Raw genomic sequence first — 23,796 nt, 5'->3', positions numbered from 1 at the left:
TTTTGATTACAACTGCCAAAGATAATGCTTTTCCCTCTAAAATATACTTTATGGAGTGCGAAATAGTATTAAACGATTCTCTTTTGCTACTTTGAAAGTTGGAATCCCAGCATCATTCCATCATAATTTTCAGCTAGCGAACTAACTGTTTTCAGTGCGGTATTGCTGCTTTTGCTTCCGATGAAAGCCATCAGTTTCAACAGTTTGTCCGAGTTGAACAGTAGCTCCAGTGAATTAGACGTACAATTCACTTTTGCGTGCAGATTCAAAAGTTTCAGATATTTCAGATTGACTTGTTTGGTAGAGGCATTATAAGAGTAAGTGCCATTCAAAGTTTTCTTGCCCACTGTACTGGTAAAGGTGCTGTCTGGGTTAAAAGTGAAGCTCATCTGTCCGTCTTTGATTCCTATTTTACGTAACTGTTCGTTCAACTTGTTTTCAGCCATAGTGGCAGCAGCTGCTCCTCCTGCTTTCATCAGCAAGTTGTCCGATTTGAATTCTACCGCCGAACCCTTATAATTCCATGTTCCGGTCATATCGAACGATTGGGGGGGGGCCGGTGATGGCGTTCACTACTTTTGAGATGCTGTCCTTATTCAATAAGTCCGCCCATGATTGTGCCCGGCTGCTAGTCGCCGTTAGCATAAATGCTGCCATGAAGGCAATTGATAAAAAGCTCTTTTTAATTTTCATTCTTTTTTCATTTAGTGTTGAGATTCTTGTTTATATTTTCTATATAGTTGAGTATCTCCGTACGTCCCGTTCGGTCCGTTGAAGAAGAAATAAAGTAAGGAGGGAGTTCTTCCCATTGTTTTTTCAATTCACATAAGTAAGCATTAATATTCATTCCCAAACGTCCTCCTTTGAGTTTGTCGACTTTGGTAAAGATGATAGAGAAAGGGATGCCGTTCTCGCCCAGCCATTCCATGAACTCCAAGTCTATTTTTTGAGGTTCCAGCCGACTGTCTACTAGGACAAAGAGATTGGTCATTTGTTCCCGTTCCAGAATGTAGTCTTCGATGATGGTGCGTATCTGGTCTTTACCTTTTTGTCCGCGTCGGGCATAGCCGTATCCCGGCAAGTCGACGAGGTACCAATTTTTGTTGATAAGAAAGTGGTTGATTAACATCGTTTTTCCTGGAGTAGCGGAAGTCATAGCCAGTCCTTTACGGTTGGCCAGCATATTTATAAGACTTGATTTTCCTACATTCGAACGGCCTATAAAGGCATATTCGGGGAAAACACCGGTCGGGCATTTCTTCACGTCCGTGTTGCTAATCACAAATTCGGCACTTGTTATTTCCATCTTCTTGTCATTTATTTCTTTATATGATCGCTTATAATGAGCTTGTTCATCGTTTTCCTTTTTTAGACATACAGATTAACCCCGCAAAGGTAAGCGTTCCATTTAATATTAGCAATTCATAACCGAATTTATATCCGGTTTCTTTTTCAATCCACCAGTCGGCAAAGTAGCAAAGTAATGGCGAAAGGAGGGCAATGAAAGGAACACACCGGTCGTTCGTTTGTCTTCGGGTAAAGAGTCCGAAGGCAAACATTCCGAGCAAGGGACCGTATGTATAGGAGGCGATGATATATATAGCGTCAATAACGCTCTTATTATTAAGTATCTCTACCAGACAAATGAAGAATGCCAATAAAATTGATAGCGATAAGTGCACCTTATTTCTTTTTCGGCGTGCCCTTTCTTCTGAATCTTTCTCCGTATTCAGCAGGTCTACACATACGCTGGTCGTCATTGCTGTCAGGGCAGAATCGGAGTTGCTGAAAGCAGCTGCGATAATGCCGATTGCAAAGAGTATTAATACGGATTGTCCCAGATAACCTTGCGTTGCAAACATAGGCAGTATATCATCATTCATGACCGGCAGTTCGAGTTGCATTTGTCTCGCTAGCGCTATCAATAGAATTCCCAGACATAGAAAAAGAAAATTTAGCGGAATGAATGAGAAGCCATAGCAATACATGTTTTTTTGCGCTTCCCGAAGATTCCGGCAAGAAAGATTCTTTTGCATCATATCCTGGTCCAGTCCGGTCATTACGATAACGATGAAGATACCACTGAAGAACTGTTTGAAGAAGTTTTGCCGCGATACCCAGTCATCAAATATAAAAATACGGCTATGTTCACTTCTTTGGATTGTTCGGACGATACCGCTAAAGTCAAGGTCTAATTTTTGGACCGTGAAATAAATAATAAAAATCAGAGCGGCAATCAGGCAAAATGTCTGTAAGGTATCTGTCCATACGATGGTCTTTATTCCGCTTTTATGAGTATATATCCATACCAGTGCAACAGCCCCCACAGCAATCAGCCCAAAGGGGACGTGTATGTTCTGAAAGACATAAGTATGGAGAATGAGGCAGACCAGATAAAGTTTGGCTGCGGTTCCCAGCATGCGTGACAGTAGAAAGAAAAAAGAGCCGGTAAGATAGGCGCGCAATCCGATGCGCGTGCCGAGATATCCGTAGATGCTTGTCAGGTTTAGTTTATAATATAAAGGTAGTAGAATGTGTGCTACTGCCATATATCCGAAGAAAAATCCGAGCACCATTTGCATATAGGTCATATCCGTTCCGCGCACCATTCCCGGTACAGAGACAAAAGTGACTCCGGAGATAGAGGCGCCAATCATTCCGAAAGAGACTATGTACCAAGGTGATTGATTCTCTCCCTTGAAGAACGCTGCGTTTGACCCACCCTTACGGCCGGTGATGCGGGCTATTAGTAATAATACCGCAAAGTAACAAATAATAGAGACAAATATCATCATAACAGATGCAAAGGTAGCAATTTTTGTAGGTATTAAAAACAATAATCTGTATCTTTGCAAGGTTTTATCGATAGAATAGCATTAATTATCTATGGACCAACAATATCCTTCTATACTGCTTGAAAAGGCAGTCGGTGAATTTTCCAAACTTCCGGGTATCGGGCGTAAGACAGCTATGAGGCTTGTTCTGCATCTGCTCCGTCAGGATACGGCAACTGTAGAAGCTTTCGGGAATTCTATCATCACTTTGAAGCGTGAGGTGAAGTATTGCAAAGTGTGTCATAATATCTCTGATATTGAAACTTGCCAGATCTGCGCTAATCCACAACGGGATGCTTCTACTGTCTGTGTAGTGGAGAATATTCGTGACGTCATGGCGGTGGAAGCAACCCAGCAATACCGTGGACTTTATCACGTTTTGGGGGGAGTTATTTCTCCAATGGATGGAGTCGGACCTAGTGATCTTCAAATTGAAAGTCTGGTGCAACGGGTGACTGAAGGTGAAATCAAAGAGGTCATTTTGGCTTTAAGTACCACGATGGAGGGTGATACTACCAATTTCTATATCTATCGTAAGTTAAATAAACTGGGGGTAAAACTAAGTATCATTGCCCGTGGTGTATCTGTTGGCGATGAGCTGGAATATACTGATGAAGTAACTCTGGGACGCAGTATTGTTAACCGGACACTTTTTACCGGAATTGTATAGTCATTTTAATCATTTAAGAACGAACATGGAAGAATTGATAAAACAAGCTGTCAGAAATTTGAATATTAGCTATATATTCTTTTGGGTACTTCCTGCGTTTTTGTTCGGAGCAGGGGAGTTTGAACTCTTTCCCGTAGGCTGTTTGGCAGATAATGCGCAAGCTGTCTACTATTTTGAGACGATCGGCATTTTGCTCACAGCTTTGTGTGTGCCCCTTTCTCTCAAATTGTTTAGCTCGGTGCTTAAGAAAAAGATAGATCATTTGACTATCACGCTTGCCTTGAAGCGATATGTGCAATGGAGCATTGTTCGTCTGGGGATGCTTGAAGTGGCTGTTGTAGTGAATCTTTTGTGTTACTATCTGACAGTAAGCAGTACGGGGCATCTCTGTATGCTGATTGGTCTGACGGCATCAGTCTTTTGTCTTCCCAGTGAAGAAAGATTGCGTAACGAGCTTCATATAGCAAAAGACGAAAAACTATGAGACACTCTTTCTTGATGAACGAACGTGTTTATCTTCGTGCGGTAGAACCGGAAGATCTGGATATTATGTACGAGATGGAAAATGACCCTTCCATGTGGGATATCAGTAACTTTACGGTTCCTTATTCCCGTTATGTGCTTCGTCAATACATTGAAGGTTCGCAGTGTGATGTGTTTGCGGATAAGCAATTGCGCCTGATGATTGTGCGCAAATCTGATCAATGCATACTCGGCACGATTGATATTACGGATTTTGTACCCTTTCATTCGCGGGGAGAAGTTGGAATTGCCGTTCATAAAGATTATCGGCAACAAGGTTACGCTACTGATGCATTGCAACTGCTTTGTGAATATGCTTTTGATTTTCTGTCTTTGAATCAGCTCTATGCACATGTCATGACAGACAATGAGATATGTGTAAAACTTTTCACGTCTTGTGGCTTCGTTCAATGCGGATTATTAAAAAACTGGCTGCAGGTGGAGAACTGTTACAAAGATGTATTGCTCCTTCAATGTTTGAATCCAAAGAAATAAAATACTAATTGAGAGTAGGCACTTGTGGGAAACGTGACCATGTTTCATACTTGCTGCCTAGCTTCTCTAAGGCTTTCCGCCACATATCTTTGATGTCGTTTTTCATCAGGTATGATTTCTCTTCTTCGGACACCAACCAAGTGTTTTCCCTGATTTCGTTGCTCAACTGTTCGCTATCCCATCCGGAGTATCCCAGGAAGAAGCGAATACATTCGCTGATTTTATTGCCTTGCAATATATATTTCTTTATTTCATCAAAGTCCCCATTCAGATAAAGCTCTTTGCTGATGGGAATAGCTCCGGGGATGTCGGATAATGTGTGGAGATAAAAAAGGGTATCAGTGGCGATAGGACCACCTTTGTATAGTGGGATCTCGTCCAGATATTTAAATTCCATGATGATATCATTAAGGAATAATGGCAGTTGCTTGTTGATAACCAATCCCATACTTCCTTCGTTCGTATGATCGATCAGTAAAATTACGGATCTGCCAAACGTTGCATCACGCAGAAAAGGTTCAGATATTAAAATCTTCCCTCTTGATGGTAACACATTATTCGATTGAATCTTAAATATGTCTGAGTTGATATTCATGCCACTAATGTAGGAAAAAAAGGGAATAACAATCGTTCTTTCCGTTTTTTTCATTTTATGAAGGGCTTTTTCAGAAAAAAGATACTGAACCTATTGCAGGTTTCTAAAAAATATCTACCTTTGCATCCACAATCAAGAGAGAGGAGAAAGTAGATATTCTGGTGCGTTAGTTCAGTTGGTTAGAATACATGCCTGTCACGCATGGGGTCACGGGTTCGAGTCCCGTACGCACCGCAGACTTAGAAAGCAAAATTAAAAAGAAGGTGTGTCGTAATGAACGATACGCCTTCTTTTTTTCATCACCTATAAAGAATCAGTAAACCTTCTTCAAGCTGCGCTCTTTTGAAGATTTGTTTGATAAATGTGTTCCCCCCATCTGAAAAGAGCGGGTACAAGTTTATAAAACAGTTTAATCATCCAGTCTATACCTTCTTTTCTCATTTTTGCACACATCTTTTTTATATTGAAGGCAATGGCCAAGAATGCGAAGTCCATAAAGACCTTCTCCTTTCCAAAATGGCGGAAACGTTTGTAGTTCATATTATATTTTATTTGCCCGAACACAGCTTCCGGTTCTATACATCTTTGCCCTCTGTGTTTCAGTCCTTCTTCGGAACATAGTAATTCTTTGGCTTTCTGCCTGTATTTCCTGAGTCTGTGATTCAGTTCTATTGTCCTGTTTCCCTTTGCCTTAAAACATAGACATCTCAACGGACACCCTTCACATCTGACGGCTCTGTACCTGGCATTTTCGCTTACATATCCGGATGCAGTTTTCACATGCCCGGTTCCTGTCCTCCGCATCTTTTGTCCCATGGGGCAGATGCAATAGTCATGTTCTTCATTGTAATAGAAGTTTTCGGCCTTGAACGGATTCGGTTTGAATCCGGGTCGCTGTTCCATGTGGAAGTAGTTGTATTTGACGTAGGCTTCCATATCGTTTTCAGACATGAAACGGTAATTTTCCTCAGAACCATATCCGGAGTCGGCAACCACCATATGGGCCAATCTGTCGTATCTGCCTGAAAAGGATTGCAGGAAAGGTATCATGGTCAGTGTATCCGTAGGATTGGAGAAAAGAGCGAAGTCGGTAATGAATTGGTTCTCGGTACCGATCTGAAGGTTGTAGCCGGGTTTTGTCTGCCCGTTACGCATGGCGTCCTCCTTCATCTTCATAAAAGTGGCATCCTTGTCTGTCTTGGAATAGGAGTTGCGAGCTTGCAGATTTTCCAGATGACCGTCGTATTCCTGCAGTTTATCTCTGTGTTCTTCCAGCTCCTTGAGCTGTTTGCGTTTCTTTTTCAGTGCAGTCTTTTCCTTTTTCGTGCAAGGATCGGGAGCCTGTGCAAGTGCATTACGTAATTCTCCCGCCATTTCGGTCAGCATAGTCGGAGTAAACTCTATCCCCTCATTGGTCTCTGATGATTTCTCCTGAGCGATGAACTCGTCTATCTGACCTAATAGTACATGTATTTTCTTCATCAGGCGTTCACGGTTCCGTTCGACCGTTTTTCTCCAGACGAAAGTGTACTTGTTTGCCTTGGATTCGATTTTTGTACCGTCAATGTATTCCACATTCAGGCTGATGAAACCTTTGGAAGAAAGCAGAAGTACGGTTTGGGTAAACACCTCGTTGATTTCCTTCTTCACCCGGTTGCGGAATCGGTTGATGGTAATGAAATCCGGTTTCTCGTATCCGGCCAGCCATATATAATGGATATCACGATGGAGTAGCTTTTCTATTTTCCGGCAGGAGTAGATGTTGTTCATGTAGGCATACAGAATAACCTTGAGCATCATTCGGGGATGGTAAGCACTACGGCCGCATTCCTTGTATAACTTTCTGAAACCTTCAAGATTCAGGCTTTCAACCAGAACGTCAACCATGCGAACCGGATCGTTTTCTGCAATATCCTCATCGATTCTCTCAGGAAAAAGCACTGTTTGGTTGGGAATGTAAGGACGAAAATGTATCTTTGTCATAGTGTAAATTTTATGCTTAAAGATACAAAATCTTTAGGTAATAACAAAGCCCCTGCTTGTGAAAGTCGGGGCTTTGGGCAAAAAAAGAAGGTGCGCATTTTGACACACCTTCATCTGATACAACGTTTGTCGCTCATGACAACTCCTTTGTGACTCACGAATTTCTTGGAGATCCTGAAGCGATGGTATATGATGGAAAAGTCTACGTCTATGTCGGTCACGGTTTCCTCTATTACAATCCTGACGGTTCGATCCAAAGAATTGTCATGGCCCCAGAAGGCGTAATCCCCGAAAATTAAAACTGATTTAAAATGTTATTACCGTGAATGGGGGTCCCAGTCAGACTTTGACTGGCTATTGGAGAATTTACGTGGACATGCATGTGTGAAACGCTGTCGAAACAATGAACTGACATTCGATTCGGTAGAGGGAATGGTCAAATGTAGCACTATAAGATTATTATTGAGGAAAACTCGAACAGGCTACTACATAGTGTAGGATCAAATTATAAAAAAAATATAAATAGTGTGTGCTTTTATATAAGATTGATGCTCTATTTTGTTTATTTGTATAAATAGAATAAAAAAAGACCGGAAAATCCAAATTATTTTCAATAAAAACGATGCTTTTGTGTCAGATTTTAATTGCTTCGGGCGGTTGTTGAATTTTCATCTGACAGTTGTTGGACGAATAAATTTAAGTAAAGAAACAATTAGCTGTACGTATGCAAAGAATGAAAGCTCCGCAAGGGAAGAACTTTTTGTTTGAATACACAAGTCGGTGTTTGGCGGAAAACTTCAAACTGTTTCGTGGAATGTTCCGGTGTAATGGTTCGTTGGGACGGCAAGTTTCTTAGATTCTCACTATTACGGCTTGGGGTAATTTGCACTTCTATTGAGGGTTTATGGTATAGAAGAGACAGATATAGTTCCATTTTTTCCCTTCTTGATTTGGGACAAACCAAATCTTTTCCTTGATTTCAATTTCTATTTGGCGGTATACTGATACAGGTATGGTGGCGTAAGCTCTAAAATTCACAAAGTTATAGACCACATCTGCTACCTTTCCCGTGTTGGAATTGATATTCAATAAGATTGTAAGAAGCCCGCCGTTTTTCTTTATAAGTAGTCTTTCTTCGTCAGGAATAGCTTTATCAACAATTGATAAGAGTTTGGCGTTGGTCCAATGATCATCTTCCAATTGGTTCGTTTTGTAATCAATGTGCATTTGCTCGCCTGTTGTCTGATTGGTTTGATCAACATGCACAAACTCGTTCTCTTTATTGTAGAGAGTGACCATTTTGGCTCTATCAACTTTGCACTGATAGATATATCCGTTTTCATTGAATGTTTTTGTCACCTCGTAATAATTGATTTGGGCGGTAGCTGAAATGTTCAACAGCACGAAAAAAAATAGTAATAAGTGTTTCATATTTAACAGTCTTTAGTTATGTTTCTTAGATTCTCAAAATTCGCTAAGCTATTGTAATTCTTATTGTAGATATAATTTTTGTAATTTTTATCGGTCTTAAAAGTGGGAATAAGATTGTATTCTATGTGAGTATCTAAAAGATCAATGAATGTTTCTGGTAGCAAATTTCCTTTGTTATCAATGTAATCTTCTAGATGCGTTATGTGGAGTATACGTTTGTTTCTTCCTTTAACTCCTAACTTCCAATTACTAATATTATATTCAGCCGTATCTTTTTTTAAATAGAGATATTGTGCATAATGTGCTTCAATTTCATGATTTATGGTAGCATTCGAAAAGTCTTCTAATGATTTATCTTTTTGACGTTGATATGCGTGCATTATTTCATGAAAAAGTTCATTACTATTCATGTCTTTATTAAATTTGATAGTATGTTCTTGGGCATTATAAGTTGCTTCGTATGCTGATGTGAATTGGAAAAATATAGGGTTTCCATTTAAAAGTGTTGAAAGTTCTTTATATAAATTTTCTCCCATACATTCTTTTATAATTTTATCAATTAACTTTTCCAATTTTTTCCAGTCAGCTTCGGACATGTCAGTGTTTTGAAATAGCTTTTTCGCTTTCGATGCTACTATAGGTTGAGAGCCTTCGTTTCCTTGGTTCCCTCCTCCTCCGGCACCACAATTCCACGGTCCGGGACAGTACTTGCTTCCGCATCGTTCGCATATGTGATCGTTTTCTGTGCATTGACATGGGGCTTGTCCGCATTTGCTGCAACGATCCTCGCAACCGAACGGGCAACTGTTTAACAACGGGTCGTATTGAAGATTGCAATACGGGCAAGTCTTATAGTCGGGAATCCAACCTCCTCCGCCGGTGTCTCCTCCTTCACCCGGTGTTATTACCACACCACAATTGTTGGGACATGTGCCCAGACTGATGTCGTAATAATTCCCGCATATAGCACAATAGGCTTTATTCCCGGGGCAATTGACGCAGAGGCAAGGTGAACATTTGCAGACAGCTTCTTCCTGCACTCCTCCTCCAATCTCCGGACCGTCGTAACTTAACAATTTGGATGTCAGCGTCACAGTGCTGCCTTCTGTGCCTGTGTCAGTGGCTCTTCCTGTCGCCTTGGTGGCAGGCGATGGCTTTCCGAAAAAGATGGGGTGTGACTTTCCGTCGTGTATGTGGAGTGCTTTCGTAAAGGTACCGTCTGTCCTGGAGTAGATGGCTATTCCGTCGAAGTCGGCGTTTCCCACAAACTGGAATAATTTCTCGCGCCTGGGGCTTGAGCCGTACTTGGACAGATTGGCAAGTGCAGTCACCACGTAGTAGTGTATCTCTCCGGTCTCTTTGTCCTGAGTGAGCATCAGCAGGTTGTTTGCCAGGTATACCTTCTTTTTGTTTCCGGATTGCACGTATGCGGCCAAATGCATACCTTTTCCTTTCAAGGGTACTTCGGCGTATATCCTTTTCTCTCCTTCCCACAGTCGTGCGTAATCCCATTTGGGGACAATGTTGACGATTCCCTTGTTTGCATTTCCATGTGTATGTGCGGCGCAACAATTTGTCGGTGCTTCCTTGCCGCTTCGTGTGTGAGGTTTGTACGCAAGGTTGGCATGTACCTGTTTGAGGGTGGTTGCGTTTTCTTCGAAGCATTGTTTCATGGCTCTCAGGGTTTTGTTTTCTGGTTCTGCCGAAGAGGGCGAGCGTTTTGCGTCGAAAATCGGTTCGTCCATGCACCTTACGTATAATAAGGTGACGGCAACCGCGAGGATGCAATAAATGCACAGTCGCATGTTTTTCATAGGCGTTAGTTTTAGTTCGTTATTTTGCAAATAAAACAAAAAAGACCGGAAAATCCAAATTATTTTCAATAAAAACGATGCTTTTGTGCACGGCTCTTTCATTTAAAATTTCAAAGCAATTTTAAATGAAAGAGCCGTGGTTCGGACGAATGTTTTTTGGGGGGTGTTTGGATGGGTGCGTTGGTTTTCTTACATTTGCAGATATGAATGCAAAAAAAGAACGTTGAGAATGAGAATGACGGTGAATGTGATACTTGCTTTGTATCTTTTGTCTCTTCCTTTTCTGATGAGGTTTCTTCCCGACTACGAGGTGGTGGCATTGTCCGTTGTCCTGATGGCGGGATGTGTGTCTGCCTTGTTGATCGGGTGGAAGGGAGGGCGTGTGACGGTCACCGTTACGGATGTTCTTGTTTTCTTGCTGTTGCTTTGGGCTTGTCTCTCGTCCGTTTTTGTGCGGCACTGCGAGGTAGATGCGCTTGGGGCGTATGGATGGGTGGCAATGTGCTTGCTGTATGGAGCCTGTTGTAGGATGGGGCGCGCAGAGGTGTTTCTGCTGTATGCGGCTTTGGCATTGTCCGGAGCGGTGCAGGGAGTATGGTCATTGTTGCAGGGAAACGGTTGGTTGGTAGAAGCGGGGGCTGAGTTTCCTGTGACGGGAGGCTTTGGCAATCCGGGACCGTTGGGCGGGTATTTGGCTGTGGCGTTTGTAGCGTCTCTGAGTTGCTTGGAGCAGACGAAAAAACGTGTGGAGAAAGCCGTGTTTCTGATAGTGCTTTTGCTGATAGGGGCGGCGCTTGTTATCACGGATTCGAGGGCGTCATGGCTGTCGGCGTTGGTGGCTTCCGCCTGTTGGGGGTGGAAGGTGTTGCCGGTTGAGGTACGTTCGTGGGGCAAAAAGTGGTATGTGCAGTTGATGGTTGCAGGTATGTTTGCGGGAATGCTTCTCGGATTGTATCATTATAAGAAGGTGTCGGCGGATGTACGTTTGCTGATATGGCGGGCAGGCATGGAGATGTTTGCCGATGCGCCGTTGTTGGGGCATGGGGTGGCAAGTTTTCCGATGAAGTATATGGACTATCAGGGAGCTTGGCTCGAACGCCATTCCGATTCGCACTATTGTGTGTTGGCAGACAATAACGTACAGGCATTCAATGAACCTCTGTCGTTGGCGTGCGAGCAGGGTATTGTGGGATGTCTGCTTGTGGCGGGGCTGATTGCAATGGCTTTGTCCGGCACTCGGTCCGGACGGTTTCGTCCGGTACTGCTGGCACTTGGCGTGTTTTCCTGTTTTTCTTACCCTACTGATTCGTTGGCGTTGAAAATGTTTTTCCCCATGCTCCTGGGCACGCTTTCTTGCCGGCGTGTATGGCTTGCATTTGCGTTGTGTCGAAAGAGTGCGGTGGCAGTCGGTTTTTGCCTTCTTTGGCTACTTGCAGTGGCGGCGGTACCGGTTGTGCAACATTATCGGACGGCTTTCCGGCAGTTGGAAGATGAAACGGCAAAGCAGTGTGCGTTGCCATATCATCAGAAGTATATGTCGCGCTATGCGAAGTGCCTGCTCGAGCGGGGTGAAGAGGAAACGTTTTGTCGAGTAGTGGGTTCGGGCAGTTTTCCGTTTATAACTTCGGTTTTGTGTTGCGATTTGGGGATGGCTTATCATCGTTGTGGCGAGGCTTGGCGGGCGGAAAAAACTTTGTGGCGTGCCTATTGGATGGTGCCGTCGAAGATATTGCCCCGTTTCTGTTTGTTCAGGTTGTATCGCGACTTGGGGCGTAAGGAAGATGCGAAAAGTATGGCGGAAGAGATACTTTCTTTGGACGTCAGGCAGAAAGGGACAGTGTATCTGGAAGCCCGTACGGAGGCACTCCGGTATTTGAAAGAGGCAGGAGGAACTTTGCGACAGGAAGATGTGCCGGAAAAGTAATGTAAAAACATCTCACGACTGTTATCCCTCATTGTGTTAAAATTCTTGTATGACGGGAAGAGCTATAAGTCATGAAAGGAAGGTAGCATTTCCCCCGTAAAAGCATCGTTTTACGATGTCTGAAGCGATGCTTTACACCTGCCAAAGCGGTGCTTTATGCAGTCAAGACGGACACGAATACCCTCTGTTTCTGACAGCTTAGATCTAAATCCGAAACTTGAGTATTTTACATTTTATTTGTAGCTTTGCGGCAGAATTTAAGGAATGAAGCTATGATTGAAGTTTTAGAGTTTGCTTTACAGAAGGCTGCGGGTGAAGGAATGGATGAATTTATCCAGGTATTCACAGATAAATATAAGGAAGTGATTGGTGGTGAACTGACTGCTGATACGATGTCTCTGCTCACCGGCGAGCAGCATTCTTTGCTGGCTTATCAGATTTTTCGGGAGGAGATAATGGTTGGCGGATTTTGCCAATTGATTCAGAATGGCTACGGTGGATACATCTTTGATAATCCGTTTGCGAAAGTGATGCGCTTATGGGGAGCGGAAGAATTCTCTAAATTAATCTATAAGGCTAAGGTAATCTTTGATGCTAACCGGGAAGATTTGGAAAAGGAACGGACGGATGATGAATTTATGGCTATGTATGAGCAATACGAAGTTTTTGATGAATTGGAAGAGACTTATTTAGAGACTGAAGAGCAAGTTACAGCATTGATTGCTAGCTATGTAGATGAACATTTGCCTCTTTTTGCAAAAATAATAAAGTAGAACTCAGGTATTTGAGAAACATTTCATTCCAGAATTACCTGAAAATCTTTCTTTCATTCAAGGCTTTCCAATATTTTCTTGCATTCGCCATGTGGTCGGTGTAATTGGACGCAAAGTTGTGAGTTCCGGAGAAATCCTCTTTGGCACACATGTAGATATAGTTATGTTTGGTATAGTTCAATACACTGTCTATCCCCTTTTTAGAGGGGATGCGAATGGGGCCCGGAGGTAATCCGGTATTTATATAGGTGTTATAAGGAGAATCGATTTTTAAATGCTCATTGGTAATTCGGCGGAGGCCGAAATCTTGTAGGGCGAATTTGATCGTAGGATCTGCCTGCAGAGGCATATCCTGATGTAAGCGGTTTATATACAGTCCGGCTACTATCGGCTTTTCCTTATTATTATTGGTTTCTTCTTCGACGATAGAGGCAAGAGTGCATACTTCTTCCGGGGTCATACCGATGGCGGTAGCCTGTGCCAGACGTCCTTTATTCCAGAAGCGTTTGTGTTCATTTTTCATTCGTTTAAAGAATTCGTCCACACTCATGTCCCAATATACCTGATAGGTTTCCGGTATGAAAAGAGTGGGGAGTGTTGCGACCGTATATCCCATTTGAGTTTGAAACGTAGAGTCGAATAACCGGTCGGCGATTTCGGCAGAGTCTATCATAAGTTGCTTTCCGATGTTTCGTGCTAACCGTTCTAATGTCCGAACGCTTCCGATAGTCAGGTTTGTAGGTTCCTGATAACCTCTGGAAAAACGGCTATATACATGGTAAATATTATCATGGGGACGAATGGCATAACGTCCGGTGTGGATATGCCGGCTGAAATCTTTGTATTTTGCCATCCACCGGAATCCGGCGAACTTATGGACATGCCCGATTTTTTGTATTTTATGATAGATAGAGTCGGCTGTGTCATCCCGGTCTACGTAAATATATACGGTTTTAGATGGATGAAATTGAGGAGCAAACAGATAGTAATAAAGGGTACCTCCGGCAATGGCACAAAGGAGGAATGCTCCGATCAACATGGATAGTAGAATATTTCTCTTCATCTTTTGAGGTATATTTAAAAAGTCCGTCAAAGATAAAAAGAATTTGGATAGGTGTAATCCTTTTCTATCATTGTTTTTCTTTCGTTCCACAGTAGTGGAACTAAAAGATAACAATAGTGGAACTAAAGGACAACAGATGTAGAACTAAAGGATAACAGTTGTGGAACGAATAAGAATTTGTATGTAGATAAGTTAGTTTTAGGGAAGCAGGTTGTTAATTAGTTCGGCCATAAGGAATAATTTGCCTCCGATTCTATCCTGTTTTCTATCTCGTCGGGCAGAGGAGCAAAGAAATTCATATTAGTCAGGCTCTCAATGCTATCTATCGTTACTGCATAGGAAGATAGAGGATCTACTGCCTGTTCGTTGTTGAATAAGAAGCCGATAGCCCGCATCGGTTTGACAAAAGGAGCAAAGACCACTTTGAAAAAACGTTGAGGTACTACGACCTTATTTTTCCCGATCGTTTCGGGTTGTTTTTCAATAATAGGTCCGCATATAATAATAAGGGCACTATCTGCTATGGCCCAGTTCCGGATTTTATCTTCCAGATTTTTCCATCCTCTTCTGTTTAGCTGTGGATGTTGTGGGCACATATTGCTAAAATAGAATGACTCCTTCATGGCTTCAGGGCTCCATTTCATATCTGCTGCAGGAGCCATGTGACCTTTATCATATCCTGAACGGGTGTAGTCGGCATTCGTTGCAATCGGACCTGTCACTAGTGGGTCGGCAATGAAACGATTGCCTCTTTTCTCTTTTCCTTCGGTCTCTTCCCGGGTTAATTCGTAAGCAACCCAATTGGGTATTTTTAGATTTTTATTATATGAAACGGTGTATCCGGTATGTCGGATAATTTGTTCCTGTCGGGGGATTAGTGATATGGGAATTTCCAGTTCTTTATTAAGTGGAATCTGAAGGGAGGTATCGGTTTGTGATTCATGATTCTTTTGGATATTAATCTGCCGATAATATAAATAGACGCCAAAAAGAATAGGGATAAGTACGATGATGGCAATAATACATCCTAATCTATTATTAGCATGTGATTTCTTTTTGAATGATTTTCTGTTCTTCCCTTTTTTACTTCGGTTCATCGATGGTATGGTAATAACGAATTTCTTGTTATTTTTCTTTTCTCATGCTGAATTCGCAGCCACAATATTGTTGGTTATAAAAGTTGTATTCTTTAATGATGGCAATGCGTCGTTCGCTTAATCCGCCTTTCCGCCAATTCTGTTCCCAGTAGGTGACATCCGGGTAATGTGCTGTGGCATATTGTCCGGCTTCGTTGATCTGTTCCAGACTTTTCCAACGGCTGGAGGCAAGTGTGGTGGTAATGACAGAAAATCCATGTTCGTGAGCATAGCGGGCAGTCTCCAGCAAGCGTAGTTTAAAACAGCGTAAGCAGCGTCCCCCTCTTTCGGGCTCCTGCTCCATTCCTGCTATATGGCATCGCCAGATTTCATGATTGTAATCGGCATCTATTATTTCCAGCCCCAATGATTGGGCATAGCGGGTACATTCATCTTTTCTGATCGTATATTCTTCCAGAGGGTAGATATTGGGATTACAATAATAGATGACGGGGGTAATATTGTGCTGCATCATACATTCAATGATGGCTGATGAGCAAGGAGCACAGCAGGTATGGAGTAGGACTTTTGCGGCTCCTCCCGGAACTTCGAGTTGGAATTTCTTTTTCATGCTGTAAAGTTAGTATATATTTACGATATGAGTCAATGTTTTTTGTTTTATTCAGAATAGTTTTTTTTCGTATCTTTGTCGCCGGAAGTTTATAATAAATCAATGATGGATGAACTAAATGGTGGGACACAGGAGCAAAATGCGAGCCCGAAAAATAAAAAAGGCATCTCGACAATCGTAAAGCGAACGTTAGTGGTGGTTGCATTAGCATTGGTGGGATATGTTGTATATTCCGTAGTTTATTTATTCGTTTCACCGGATCGTAATATTCAGCAAATCTATCTGGTTCCGGAAGATGCTGCGTTTATTATTCAATCATCGGCTCCGATTGAAGATTGGGAAAAATTTAGTGGAAGCGAAACGTGGCAATGTCTGAAAAGAGCAAAATCTTTTGGAAAAGTGACAGAGAGTGTGGAGAAACTCGACTCGGTTGTCAAGAGCAATAAGGTGTTGTTGTCGCTTGTTGGTGAGCGGGATATGCTTATCTCGCTCCATAAGACTCGTGCCACAGATTGGGATTTTTTGCTTATCTTGGATATGCAGAAGACATCAAAGATGGACTTATTGAAAGAACAAGTTGAAACCGTATTGGTTATGAGTGGTTTTACCGTGACTAACCGGATGCATAATGGCATTAATATCCTTGAAATGCGCGATCCCGAAACGAGGGATATTTTTTATATTGCTTTTGTGAATAATCATTTGGTAGGTTCTTATACATCCGGACTTGTTGAGTCGGCTATTGATTCTCGCGATAAGCCTAAAATCGGACTTGATCACTCTTTTATTGAAACAGAGAAATTGGTTTCCGGCAAGGGACTTGTCAGGGTCTTTATCAATTATGCGCGTGTACCTCAATTTCTGTCAATTTATCTGGGTGCAAGAAATGAATATATTGATCTGTTTAGCAACTCCATGAATTTTGCCGGGCTTTATTTGAATATGGATAAGAAGAGGATGGAGGTGAAGGGATATACACTGAAAAAAGATTCTGCCGATCCTTATGTCACTGCTTTATTGAATTCGGGAAAACATAAGATGAAAGCGCATGAAATTCTGTCTGGACGGACAGCTTTTTATACGAATATAGGCTTTAATAATCCGGTAACTTTTGTGAAGGAATTGGAGAATGCACTGGCAGTTCATGATAGACAATTGTATGACTCTTATCAAAGTTCCCGGAAAAAGATTGAAGGGTTATTCGGTATCTCTTTGGAAGAAAATTTTTTGAGTTGGATGTCGGGAGAGTTTGCTATTACGCAATCCGAACCCGGGTTGTTGGGATATGACCCAGAACTTATTTTGGCTATCAGGGCTAAAAATATAAAAGAGGCCCGTAAGAACATGGAGTTCATTGAAAAGAAGATTAAGCGACGCACTCCGGTTAAGATTAAGACAGCCGATTATAAGGGTTTCGAGATTAATTATGTCGAGATGAAAGGCTTTTTCCGCCTGTTCTTTGGAAAGCTATTTGATAAATTTGAGAAGCCATATTATACTTATGTCGATGATTATGTCGTCTTTAGTAATAAAGCTGCCTCTTTGCTTTCTTTTGTAGAGGATTATGAGCAAAAGAATTTATTGAAAAAGAATCAGGGATTTGACAACGCACTTTCGTATTTGGAATCCAGTTCAACTATCTTCTTATATACAGATGTACAAAAATTCTATTCCCAACTGAAACCGATGATGAATCCCGCAACATGGAATGAAATACAATCCAACAAGGATGTTTTGTATTCATTTCCTTACTGGACCATGCAAATTATTGGAGATGGCCAGTCGGCTTCTTTGCAATATGTGATGGATTATACTCCGTATCAACCGGAGAAGGTGGTTGCTGCCATTGCTACTGATGAGGATGATAAGGAAATGAATGAAGATGCCGAAACCGAAAAAGAGCAAATGAGTGAACTGGAACGTTTCTATGTCGAAAAGTTTGAAGGAAATGTTTTGAGGGAGTTTTATCCGGAGGGAGCATTGAAGAGTGAATCGGAAGTAAAGGATGGAAAACGCCATGGTCGTTATCGTGAATACTATGAAGACGGTACATTGAAACTTCGTGGAAAGTATGCAGATAATAAGCCGAAGGGTACATGGAAGTATTATACCGAGGACGGAAAATTTGAACGCAAAGAAAAGTTTTAGATTGTATCAACAGAAGTTGATTTAAAATTTAAACAAAAAAATAATCGGATTCTTTTTGTTTTCTCAAATAAAGCTGTAATTTTGCACGCCGTAAACGAGAAGCAAACGCCGCTATAGCTCAGTTGGTAGAGCAACGCATTCGTAACGCGTAGGTCGCCAGTTCAAGTCTGGCTAGCGGCTCTTAAATAAAACGCTGGTTATTTGATGAATAATCAGCGTTTCATTTTTTGACAGAATTCCTGCTGTGCGGATAGGAATATCTTTATATGAAATTTGTATGAATAATAAAAACACGGTCTATGTTAAGTCGTATTATTGCAATGGTTGTCGCAGGAGTTGCTATCGTCTATATTGTTCGCTTTATAGATCGTATTTTCTCGCAGCATAAAAATGAATGTTAATATTCGACCATTCTGCTGCGTGCCAGCATACAGGCTCCTACGATACCTGCCTTATCCTTCAATTTGGAAGTCATGATAGCGGAATCCTTATTGACCAGATTGAGAGAGTATTTGCGTACTGCGGTCTTGATAGGCTGGGTAATATAATCACCGGTTAATGATAAAGTTCCACCTATGATCACCAGTTCCGGATTGAATATATTGATTAGTCCTGCTATTTGTTTTCCGAGTTTCTGTCCGATTTCTTCTACGATTTCGATACAGAGCAAATCTTCTTTGTTGACGGCAGCTATAATTTCATCTAAAGTCAAGGGATTTTCTGTAGATAAAATCCGTTTGGACAGGATGGAACTTTCTCCCTTCTGGATACGTTCAATTAAGATGCGATGAAGTGCGGAACCTGACGCTTCCGTTTCCAGGCACCCCTTTTTCCCACAATGGCAGATTATTTCATTGTCGAATATGTTTGTGTGTCCGAATTCTCCTGAAAAACCGGATTTGCCGGTATATATTTTTCCGTCAATAATAATTCCGATGCCGAGTCCCCAACTGACATTTACAAAGATAATATCCTTCTCACCTTTTACGCATCCTTTCAGATATTCTCCGTAGGTCATGGCACGGGTGTCGTTGTCTATACTTACCCGAAAGCCTATTTTCTCGGTAAGTACCTCTGCCAATGGCCGTTCTTCAAAATTGAACAGGCTGAAGCTGTATCCTGATTCGGGATTCACTCTTCCGGAAACATTGATATTGATATTTAAGATCTTGTTGTGATCAATCTTTATTTCATTAATGAACAGGGTGATGAGCCTGCATAACTCGTCTAGTGCCTCCGGAGTATTTGCTGATTTGTAAGGGACATTCATTTTAAGCTCCACCATGTCACCTTTGAAGTTAATCAGTCCTATATTGATGGCAAACTTTTTCATATCCACTCCGATGAAATAACCGGATTCCGGATTTAAGCCGTATAAACTCGGATGCCGTCCTCCGCTGGTTTCCAGTTTACCATAATCGTTTATATATCCTTCCTCACACATTTCACTGATGAATTTAGTGACAGTCGGGACACTGAGATCCAGCTCCTTGGCTAAATCTGTAATTGTAGAACTTCCATTATATATATAATGTGTAATGATCTTCTTTTTAAGAATGGCACTTTTGCTTCCTGCTTCTATTTCTTTAAGTAAATGTTGTTCCATATCATTTTCCATATAATTAAGCACAAAGATAATAAAATTATTTATTAATAATGCTTTTCTTGCTATTACGTTGTGGCATTTTACTTTTTTTGTCGGAAATGAAATAACATATGAATCGTATTTGCGGGTCTTGAATCTAAATAATTAATTATTTTATTAGATATGTTTTTGTTAATAAAATAATTTGTTATATTTGCACGATGTTAAGCTATGAATGAAATAAAAGAAAGTATGATTGTATCTAATTTACAAAACAGCCAACGGATTGAAAGTCTTCATCCCCTGTTTAAAACATTGTTTGACTATGTGAAAACACATGATTTGCTTCATGCGGAGTTGGGGCGTATTGAGATTGACGGCGAGCGTCTTTACATTAATAATGTGAACCCGGAATGCGTTGCACCTGAGAAGCAGGTTTTAGAATTGCATCGCGATTATATTGATGTGCATATCCTTCTAGAAGGTGCGGAGACGATCGGTTGGAAGGCTTTAGAAGATTTGCAGAAGGAGGTCAAGGCATATTCGGAAGAGGAGGAGTGTGCTTTGTATTCGGACGTTCCCACGACTTATGTCCATTTGATTCCGGGGCAGTTTGTGATTGTTTATCCTGAAGATCCTCATGCTCCGATTATAGGTCAGGGGAGAATCCGTAAGTTGATAGCCAAAGTAAGGGTTTAATAAGTAATGAATGTATATTAAAATATTTAATTAATCATTGGCTTAGACTAAAAATAATGTTATGTTTGCAACATTCTAACGTGATTGGAATCTTAAAAAACTCTTTTATATGAAAAACAAGAATATTTATCCCTGGATAGTAGTAGGGTTGTTATGGGTGGTGGCACTTCTTAATTACATGGATCGTCAGATGCTTTCTACTATGCAAGAAGCAATGAAGGTAGACATTGTAGAGTTGAATAAGGCTGAAGCCTTTGGAGCTTTGATGGCTATTTTCTTGTGGATATATGGTTTTATGAGTCCGGTTGCCGGTATAATAGCGGATAGAGTCAATCGTAAGTGGCTGGTGGTAGGAAGTCTTTTTGTCTGGTCAGCTGTTACTTATCTGATGGGATACGCCCATGATTTTCATGAACTCTATTGGTTGCGTGCTGTAATGGGAGTCAGTGAAGCGCTTTATATACCTTCTGCCTTGTCTTTGATAGCCGACTGGCACGAGGGAAAATCGCGTTCATTAGCTGTCGGAGTGCACATGACAGGGTTGTATGTCGGACAGGCTATCGGCGGTTTTGGCGCTACGGCTGCTGCTGTTTTCTCCTGGCAGCTTACTTTTCATTGGTTTGGTATTGTGGGTATCGTATATGCTTTGGTGCTTGTGTTCTTCTTACATGAAAATCCTATTCATGGTGGTGTGTCTGTCAGGAAAGCAGATGAAAGTTCGAAAGAGAAGAAGACCTCTGTCATAAGTGCACTTTCCTTGCTGTTTACCAATTGGGCATTTTGGATTATCCTTTTCTATTTTGCTGCTCCCAGTCTGCCGGGATGGGCGACAAAGAATTGGCTTCCTACCTTATTTGCCGATAGCTTGAATATTCCCATGTCCGAGGCAGGTCCCATATCTACTATTACGATTGCAGTTTCTTCCTTTGTAGGTGTTATTTTGGGTGGAATCTTGTCCGACCGTTGGGTGCAGAAAAATATTCGTGGACGTATTTATACCGGAGCTATTGGTTTGGGAATGACTATTCCGGCTTTGCTTCTGTTAGGATTCGGCCATAGCTTTATGAGTGTGATTGGTGCGGGGCTGCTCTTTGGTATCGGCTTTGGGATATTTGATGCTAATAATATGCCGATTCTGTGTCAGTTCGTGTCAGCCAGACACCGCGCTACAGCTTATGGCATAATGAATATGACCGGTGTGTTTGCCGGGGCTGCCGTGACCGAAGTGCTCGGAAAATGGACAGATGGAGGAAGCCTGGGGCAGGGATTTGCCCTGTTGAGTATTGTGGTAGCCGTGGCATTACTTCTTCAAATCTATTTTTTGCGGCCGAAGACTGATAATATGGAAAATTAAATGGTATATAACTTAATAAATATAGAATGATGGAACGAATTAAAGGACTTATTGATGCACCGTTTACTCCTTTTTATGAGAATGGTGAAGTGAATCTGGAACCGATTGAAGTATATGCTAAGATGTTAGTAAAGAATGGACTCCAAGGTGTATTTATCAACGGCTCTTCCGGTGAGGGATATATGCTCACGGACGAGGAGCGGATGAAGTTGGCCGAACGTTGGGTGGCAGTGGCTCCCAAAGGTTTTAAGGTGATTGTACATGTAGGTAGCTGTTGTGTGAAAGCCAGCCGTATGTTGGCAGAGCATGCTCAAAAGATCGGTGCTTGGGGAATTGGTGCGATGGCTCCTCCTTTTCCGAAAATCGGCCGTATAGAAGAACTTGTGAAGTATATTGAGGAAATTGCATGCGGTGCTCCCGACCTTCCTTTTTATTATTATCATATTCCTGCATTCAATGGTGCGTTTTTGCCGATGGTAAAATTGCTGGAGGCGGTAGATGGACGCGTTCCTAATTTTGCAGGTATCAAATATACTTTTGAGAGTATGTACGAATATAACCAGTGTCGCTTATATAAAGATGGCAAATATGATATGCTACATGGACAGGATGAAACCATTCTTCCTTGTCTGGCTATGGGTGGTGCCCAAGGCGGTATTGGCGGAACAACTAATTATAATGGAAAAGAATTGGTAGGTATTATCGAAGCTTGGGAAGCCGGTGATATTGAAACAGCTCGTGAACGTCAGAATTTCTCACAAGAAGTAATCAATGTGATCTGCCACTTCCGTGGAAATATCGTCGGTGGAAAACGAATCATGAAACTGATGGGGCTTGATTTGGGTAAAAACCGTACTCCATTCCAAAATATGACGGATGCGGAAGAAGCACAGATGAAAGCAGAACTGGAGGCTATCAAATTCTTTGATCGTTGCAATCAATTCTAATCGTGCGGGTCATGAACGTAACAGAATATATTAATCAATGGGCTACGTCCTATAAAAACGACATTTTGAATAACATTATGCCGTTTTGGATGAAGCATGGCTTGGACCGTAAGCATGGCGGTGTCTATACTTGCATCAATCGCGATGGTAGTCTTATCGATACCACAAAGTCTGTATGGTTTCAGGGACGTTTCGGCTTCATAGCAGCATTTGCATATAATAATATAGAGAAGAATCCCGAATGGCTTTCCGCTTCGAAAAGTTGTATAGACTTTATAGAAGCCCATTGCTTTGATGCGGACGGACACATGTTTTTTGAAGTAACGGAAGAAGGTACTCCTTTACGTAAACGTCGTTATGTGTTCTCCGAAGGATTTGCTGCTATTGCCATGGCAGAATATGCTTTGGCAACTGGTGATAAGAAGTATGCAGAGAGAGCTTTGGGGGTATTCAAACGTACTCAATATTTTCTTGAAACTCCGGGGCTGCTTGAACCGAAGTATTTGCCAACCATGCAGGCTAGAGGCCATTCTATTACCATGATTCTGATAAATACAGCTTCGCGTATCCGTCAGGTTATCGATGATCCTGTGTTGACAGAACAAATAGACCGATCGATTGATGCATTACGGAAATATTTTATCCATCCTGAATTCAAGGCTTTGCTTGAGATGGTAGGACCCAATGGTGAATTTATTGATACTTGTAACGGACGTGTCATCAATCCGGGACATTGTATTGAGACCGCTTGGTTTATCATGGAAGAAGCCAAGTATCGTAATTGGGACAAGGATTTGTTGCAATTGGCTCTTCAGATTCTTGATTGGTCCTGGGAATGGGGATGGGACAAGGAGTTCGGTGGTATCATCAACTTCCGTGATTGCAAGAATCTTCCACCGCAAGACTATTCGCAGGATATGAAATTCTGGTGGCCGCAGACAGAAGCAATCATCGCCACTTTGTATGCTTACCAGGCTACAAGAGATGAGAAGTATCTTCAGATGCACAAGCAGATAAGTGACTGGACATATACTCATTTTCCCGATAAGGAATATGGAGAATGGTATGGTTATCTTCATCGGGACGGTACTGTTGCCCAGCCTGCCAAAGGAAATATATTCAAAGGTCCTTTTCATATACCTCGTATGATGATTTGTAGCTATATGCTTTGTCAGGAAATGCTATGAAGTATGCCGTAGCTTTGAAAGATAAAATCTAAAACTGTATATTAAAAAACACATTGTTAGCTGGA

General features: G+C 41.7%; 20 protein-coding genes, 2 tRNA genes and 1 pseudogene. 12 read left to right on the top strand and 11 right to left on the bottom strand.

What is annotated here, in order from left to right:
* Positions 1–86 precede the first annotated feature (86 nt).
* From AB9N12_RS00555 to AB9N12_RS00545, 3 genes and pseudogenes are all read right to left on the bottom strand, one after another.
* Positions 87–693, bottom strand: a pseudogene (locus AB9N12_RS00555) (DUF4923 family protein).
* A gap of 7 nt (positions 694–700) precedes the next feature.
* A complete protein-coding gene (yihA, locus tag AB9N12_RS00550) occupies positions 701–1,306 on the bottom strand; it encodes a ribosome biogenesis GTP-binding protein YihA/YsxC (RefSeq protein WP_369889001.1) in 606 nt (201 codons plus the stop codon).
* A gap of 46 nt (positions 1,307–1,352) precedes the next feature.
* On the bottom strand, positions 1,353–2,795 hold the full coding sequence (locus AB9N12_RS00545; protein WP_369889000.1) for a sodium:solute symporter: 1,443 nt from the start codon (positions 2,793–2,795) through the stop codon (positions 1,353–1,355).
* A 91-nt stretch (positions 2,796–2,886) separates the two neighbouring features.
* Here AB9N12_RS00545 and recR point away from each other — a divergent pair, with 91 nt between their 5' ends.
* From recR to AB9N12_RS00530, 3 genes are read left to right on the top strand one after another with little or no spacing between them, the layout of a single operon-like run.
* On the top strand, positions 2,887–3,504 hold the full coding sequence (recR, locus tag AB9N12_RS00540; protein ID WP_369888999.1) for a recombination mediator RecR: 618 nt from the start codon (positions 2,887–2,889) through the stop codon (positions 3,502–3,504).
* Between the two features lie 25 nt (positions 3,505–3,529).
* Positions 3,530–3,988 carry a hypothetical protein gene (locus AB9N12_RS00535; protein ID WP_369888998.1) on the top strand — a complete coding sequence of 153 codons (459 nt, stop codon included), beginning with the start codon at positions 3,530–3,532 and terminating at the stop codon, positions 3,986–3,988.
* Positions 3,985–4,521, top strand: coding sequence for a GNAT family N-acetyltransferase (locus tag AB9N12_RS00530; RefSeq protein ID WP_369888997.1), 537 nt, complete (start codon positions 3,985–3,987; stop codon positions 4,519–4,521). Before AB9N12_RS00535 ends, AB9N12_RS00530 begins: the two co-directional genes overlap by 4 nt.
* Positions 4,522–4,525: 4 nt before the next feature.
* Here AB9N12_RS00530 and AB9N12_RS00525 read toward each other — a convergent pair whose 3' ends face one another.
* On the bottom strand, positions 4,526–5,116 hold the full coding sequence (locus AB9N12_RS00525; RefSeq protein ID WP_369892772.1) for a YqgE/AlgH family protein: 591 nt from the start codon (positions 5,114–5,116) through the stop codon (positions 4,526–4,528).
* Between the two features lie 160 nt (positions 5,117–5,276).
* Between AB9N12_RS00525 and AB9N12_RS00520 the strand changes: the two genes are divergently transcribed.
* Positions 5,277–5,350 (top strand) — tRNA-Asp (locus AB9N12_RS00520).
* A 93-nt stretch (positions 5,351–5,443) separates the two neighbouring features.
* Here the strand turns inward: AB9N12_RS00520 and AB9N12_RS00515 are convergent.
* From AB9N12_RS00515 to AB9N12_RS00505, 3 genes are all read right to left on the bottom strand, one after another.
* Positions 5,444–7,099 (bottom strand): IS1182 family transposase, encoded by a 1,656-nt coding sequence (locus AB9N12_RS00515; RefSeq protein ID WP_369888996.1) that lies wholly within the window; start codon positions 7,097–7,099, stop codon positions 5,444–5,446.
* An 891-nt stretch (positions 7,100–7,990) separates the two neighbouring features.
* Positions 7,991–8,530 (bottom strand): DUF5043 domain-containing protein, encoded by a 540-nt coding sequence (locus AB9N12_RS00510; RefSeq protein WP_369888995.1) that lies wholly within the window; start codon positions 8,528–8,530, stop codon positions 7,991–7,993.
* Positions 8,531–8,532: 2 nt separating this feature from the next.
* Positions 8,533–10,275 (bottom strand): hypothetical protein, encoded by a 1,743-nt coding sequence (locus tag AB9N12_RS00505; protein WP_369888994.1) that lies wholly within the window; start codon positions 10,273–10,275, stop codon positions 8,533–8,535.
* A 298-nt stretch (positions 10,276–10,573) separates the two neighbouring features.
* Between AB9N12_RS00505 and AB9N12_RS00500 the strand changes: the two genes are divergently transcribed.
* Together AB9N12_RS00500 and AB9N12_RS00495 are read left to right on the top strand one after the other, a co-directional pair.
* On the top strand, positions 10,574–12,268 hold the full coding sequence (locus tag AB9N12_RS00500; protein ID WP_369888993.1) for an O-antigen ligase family protein: 1,695 nt from the start codon (positions 10,574–10,576) through the stop codon (positions 12,266–12,268).
* A 272-nt stretch (positions 12,269–12,540) separates the two neighbouring features.
* Complete coding sequence (locus AB9N12_RS00495) at positions 12,541–13,041, top strand: DMP19 family protein (protein ID WP_369888992.1); 501 nt, start codon at positions 12,541–12,543, stop codon at positions 13,039–13,041.
* A 34-nt stretch (positions 13,042–13,075) separates the two neighbouring features.
* On the opposite strand, the gene mltG is transcribed toward AB9N12_RS00495, so the two are convergent.
* From mltG to AB9N12_RS00480, 3 genes are all read right to left on the bottom strand, one after another.
* A complete protein-coding gene (gene mltG, locus AB9N12_RS00490) occupies positions 13,076–14,104 on the bottom strand; it encodes an endolytic transglycosylase MltG (protein ID WP_369888991.1) in 1,029 nt (342 codons plus the stop codon).
* Between the two features lie 218 nt (positions 14,105–14,322).
* On the bottom strand, positions 14,323–15,201 hold the full coding sequence (locus AB9N12_RS00485) for a DNA/RNA non-specific endonuclease (RefSeq protein WP_369888990.1): 879 nt from the start codon (positions 15,199–15,201) through the stop codon (positions 14,323–14,325).
* Between the two features lie 28 nt (positions 15,202–15,229).
* On the bottom strand, positions 15,230–15,811 hold the full coding sequence (locus tag AB9N12_RS00480) for an epoxyqueuosine reductase QueH (protein ID WP_369888989.1): 582 nt from the start codon (positions 15,809–15,811) through the stop codon (positions 15,230–15,232).
* Positions 15,812–15,916: 105 nt separating this feature from the next.
* Here AB9N12_RS00480 and AB9N12_RS00475 point away from each other — a divergent pair, with 105 nt between their 5' ends.
* On the top strand, positions 15,917–17,959 hold the full coding sequence (locus tag AB9N12_RS00475; protein WP_369892771.1) for a toxin-antitoxin system YwqK family antitoxin: 2,043 nt from the start codon (positions 15,917–15,919) through the stop codon (positions 17,957–17,959).
* Between the two features lie 107 nt (positions 17,960–18,066).
* Positions 18,067–18,139, top strand: a tRNA-Thr gene (locus AB9N12_RS00470).
* Between the two features lie 217 nt (positions 18,140–18,356).
* Here the strand turns inward: AB9N12_RS00470 and AB9N12_RS00465 are convergent.
* Positions 18,357–19,565: an ROK family transcriptional regulator gene (locus AB9N12_RS00465; RefSeq protein ID WP_369888988.1), complete on the bottom strand. Its 1,209-nt coding sequence runs from the start codon at positions 19,563–19,565 to the stop codon at positions 18,357–18,359.
* Between the two features lie 231 nt (positions 19,566–19,796).
* On the opposite strand from AB9N12_RS00465, the gene AB9N12_RS00460 reads away from it, so the two are divergent.
* From AB9N12_RS00460 to AB9N12_RS00445, 4 genes are all read left to right on the top strand, one after another.
* Positions 19,797–20,243 (top strand): YhcH/YjgK/YiaL family protein, encoded by a 447-nt coding sequence (locus AB9N12_RS00460; protein WP_369892770.1) that lies wholly within the window; start codon positions 19,797–19,799, stop codon positions 20,241–20,243.
* A gap of 109 nt (positions 20,244–20,352) precedes the next feature.
* Positions 20,353–21,597: an MFS transporter gene (locus AB9N12_RS00455; RefSeq protein WP_369888987.1), complete on the top strand. Its 1,245-nt coding sequence runs from the start codon at positions 20,353–20,355 to the stop codon at positions 21,595–21,597.
* Positions 21,598–21,626: 29 nt separating this feature from the next.
* Positions 21,627–22,544: a dihydrodipicolinate synthase family protein gene (locus tag AB9N12_RS00450; protein WP_369892769.1), complete on the top strand. Its 918-nt coding sequence runs from the start codon at positions 21,627–21,629 to the stop codon at positions 22,542–22,544.
* Positions 22,545–22,555: 11 nt separating this feature from the next.
* Positions 22,556–23,731 carry an AGE family epimerase/isomerase gene (locus tag AB9N12_RS00445; protein WP_369888986.1) on the top strand — a complete coding sequence of 392 codons (1,176 nt, stop codon included), beginning with the start codon at positions 22,556–22,558 and terminating at the stop codon, positions 23,729–23,731.
* Positions 23,732–23,796: the final 65 nt, after the last annotated feature.

Source organism: Bacteroides sp. AN502(2024), from assembly GCF_041227145.1.
Lineage (GTDB): Bacteria > Bacteroidota > Bacteroidia > Bacteroidales > Bacteroidaceae > Bacteroides.
The sequence above is the reverse complement of the archived record's forward strand: the minus strand, read 5'-3'. Positions and strand labels throughout refer to the sequence as shown.

Coding starts and splice junctions, on each gene's coding strand:
- mltG (WP_369888991.1), bottom strand. CDS start 14,104: ATGAAGAGAAATATTCTACTATCCATGTTGATCGGAGCATTCCTCCTT.
- AB9N12_RS00530 (WP_369888997.1), top strand. CDS start 3,985: ATGAGACACTCTTTCTTGATGAACGAACGTGTTTATCTTCGTGCGGTA.
- yihA (WP_369889001.1), bottom strand. CDS start 1,306: ATGGAAATAACAAGTGCCGAATTTGTGATTAGCAACACGGACGTGAAG.
- AB9N12_RS00545 (WP_369889000.1), bottom strand. CDS start 2,795: ATGATGATATTTGTCTCTATTATTTGTTACTTTGCGGTATTATTACTA.
- AB9N12_RS00515 (WP_369888996.1), bottom strand. CDS start 7,099: ATGACAAAGATACATTTTCGTCCTTACATTCCCAACCAAACAGTGCTT.
- AB9N12_RS00480 (WP_369888989.1), bottom strand. CDS start 15,811: ATGAAAAAGAAATTCCAACTCGAAGTTCCGGGAGGAGCCGCAAAAGTC.
- AB9N12_RS00485 (WP_369888990.1), bottom strand. CDS start 15,201: ATGAACCGAAGTAAAAAAGGGAAGAACAGAAAATCATTCAAAAAGAAA.
- AB9N12_RS00505 (WP_369888994.1), bottom strand. CDS start 10,275: ATGGACGAACCGATTTTCGACGCAAAACGCTCGCCCTCTTCGGCAGAA.
- AB9N12_RS00500 (WP_369888993.1), top strand. CDS start 10,574: ATGAGAATGACGGTGAATGTGATACTTGCTTTGTATCTTTTGTCTCTT.
- AB9N12_RS00510 (WP_369888995.1), bottom strand. CDS start 8,530: ATGAAACACTTATTACTATTTTTTTTCGTGCTGTTGAACATTTCAGCT.
- AB9N12_RS00475 (WP_369892771.1), top strand. CDS start 15,917: ATGGATGAACTAAATGGTGGGACACAGGAGCAAAATGCGAGCCCGAAA.
- AB9N12_RS00450 (WP_369892769.1), top strand. CDS start 21,627: ATGGAACGAATTAAAGGACTTATTGATGCACCGTTTACTCCTTTTTAT.
- AB9N12_RS00535 (WP_369888998.1), top strand. CDS start 3,530: ATGGAAGAATTGATAAAACAAGCTGTCAGAAATTTGAATATTAGCTAT.
- AB9N12_RS00460 (WP_369892770.1), top strand. CDS start 19,797: ATGATTGTATCTAATTTACAAAACAGCCAACGGATTGAAAGTCTTCAT.
- AB9N12_RS00465 (WP_369888988.1), bottom strand. CDS start 19,565: ATGGAACAACATTTACTTAAAGAAATAGAAGCAGGAAGCAAAAGTGCC.
- AB9N12_RS00455 (WP_369888987.1), top strand. CDS start 20,353: ATGAAAAACAAGAATATTTATCCCTGGATAGTAGTAGGGTTGTTATGG.
- AB9N12_RS00525 (WP_369892772.1), bottom strand. CDS start 5,116: ATGAATATCAACTCAGACATATTTAAGATTCAATCGAATAATGTGTTA.
- AB9N12_RS00445 (WP_369888986.1), top strand. CDS start 22,556: ATGAACGTAACAGAATATATTAATCAATGGGCTACGTCCTATAAAAAC.
- AB9N12_RS00495 (WP_369888992.1), top strand. CDS start 12,541: ATGATTGAAGTTTTAGAGTTTGCTTTACAGAAGGCTGCGGGTGAAGGA.
- recR (WP_369888999.1), top strand. CDS start 2,887: ATGGACCAACAATATCCTTCTATACTGCTTGAAAAGGCAGTCGGTGAA.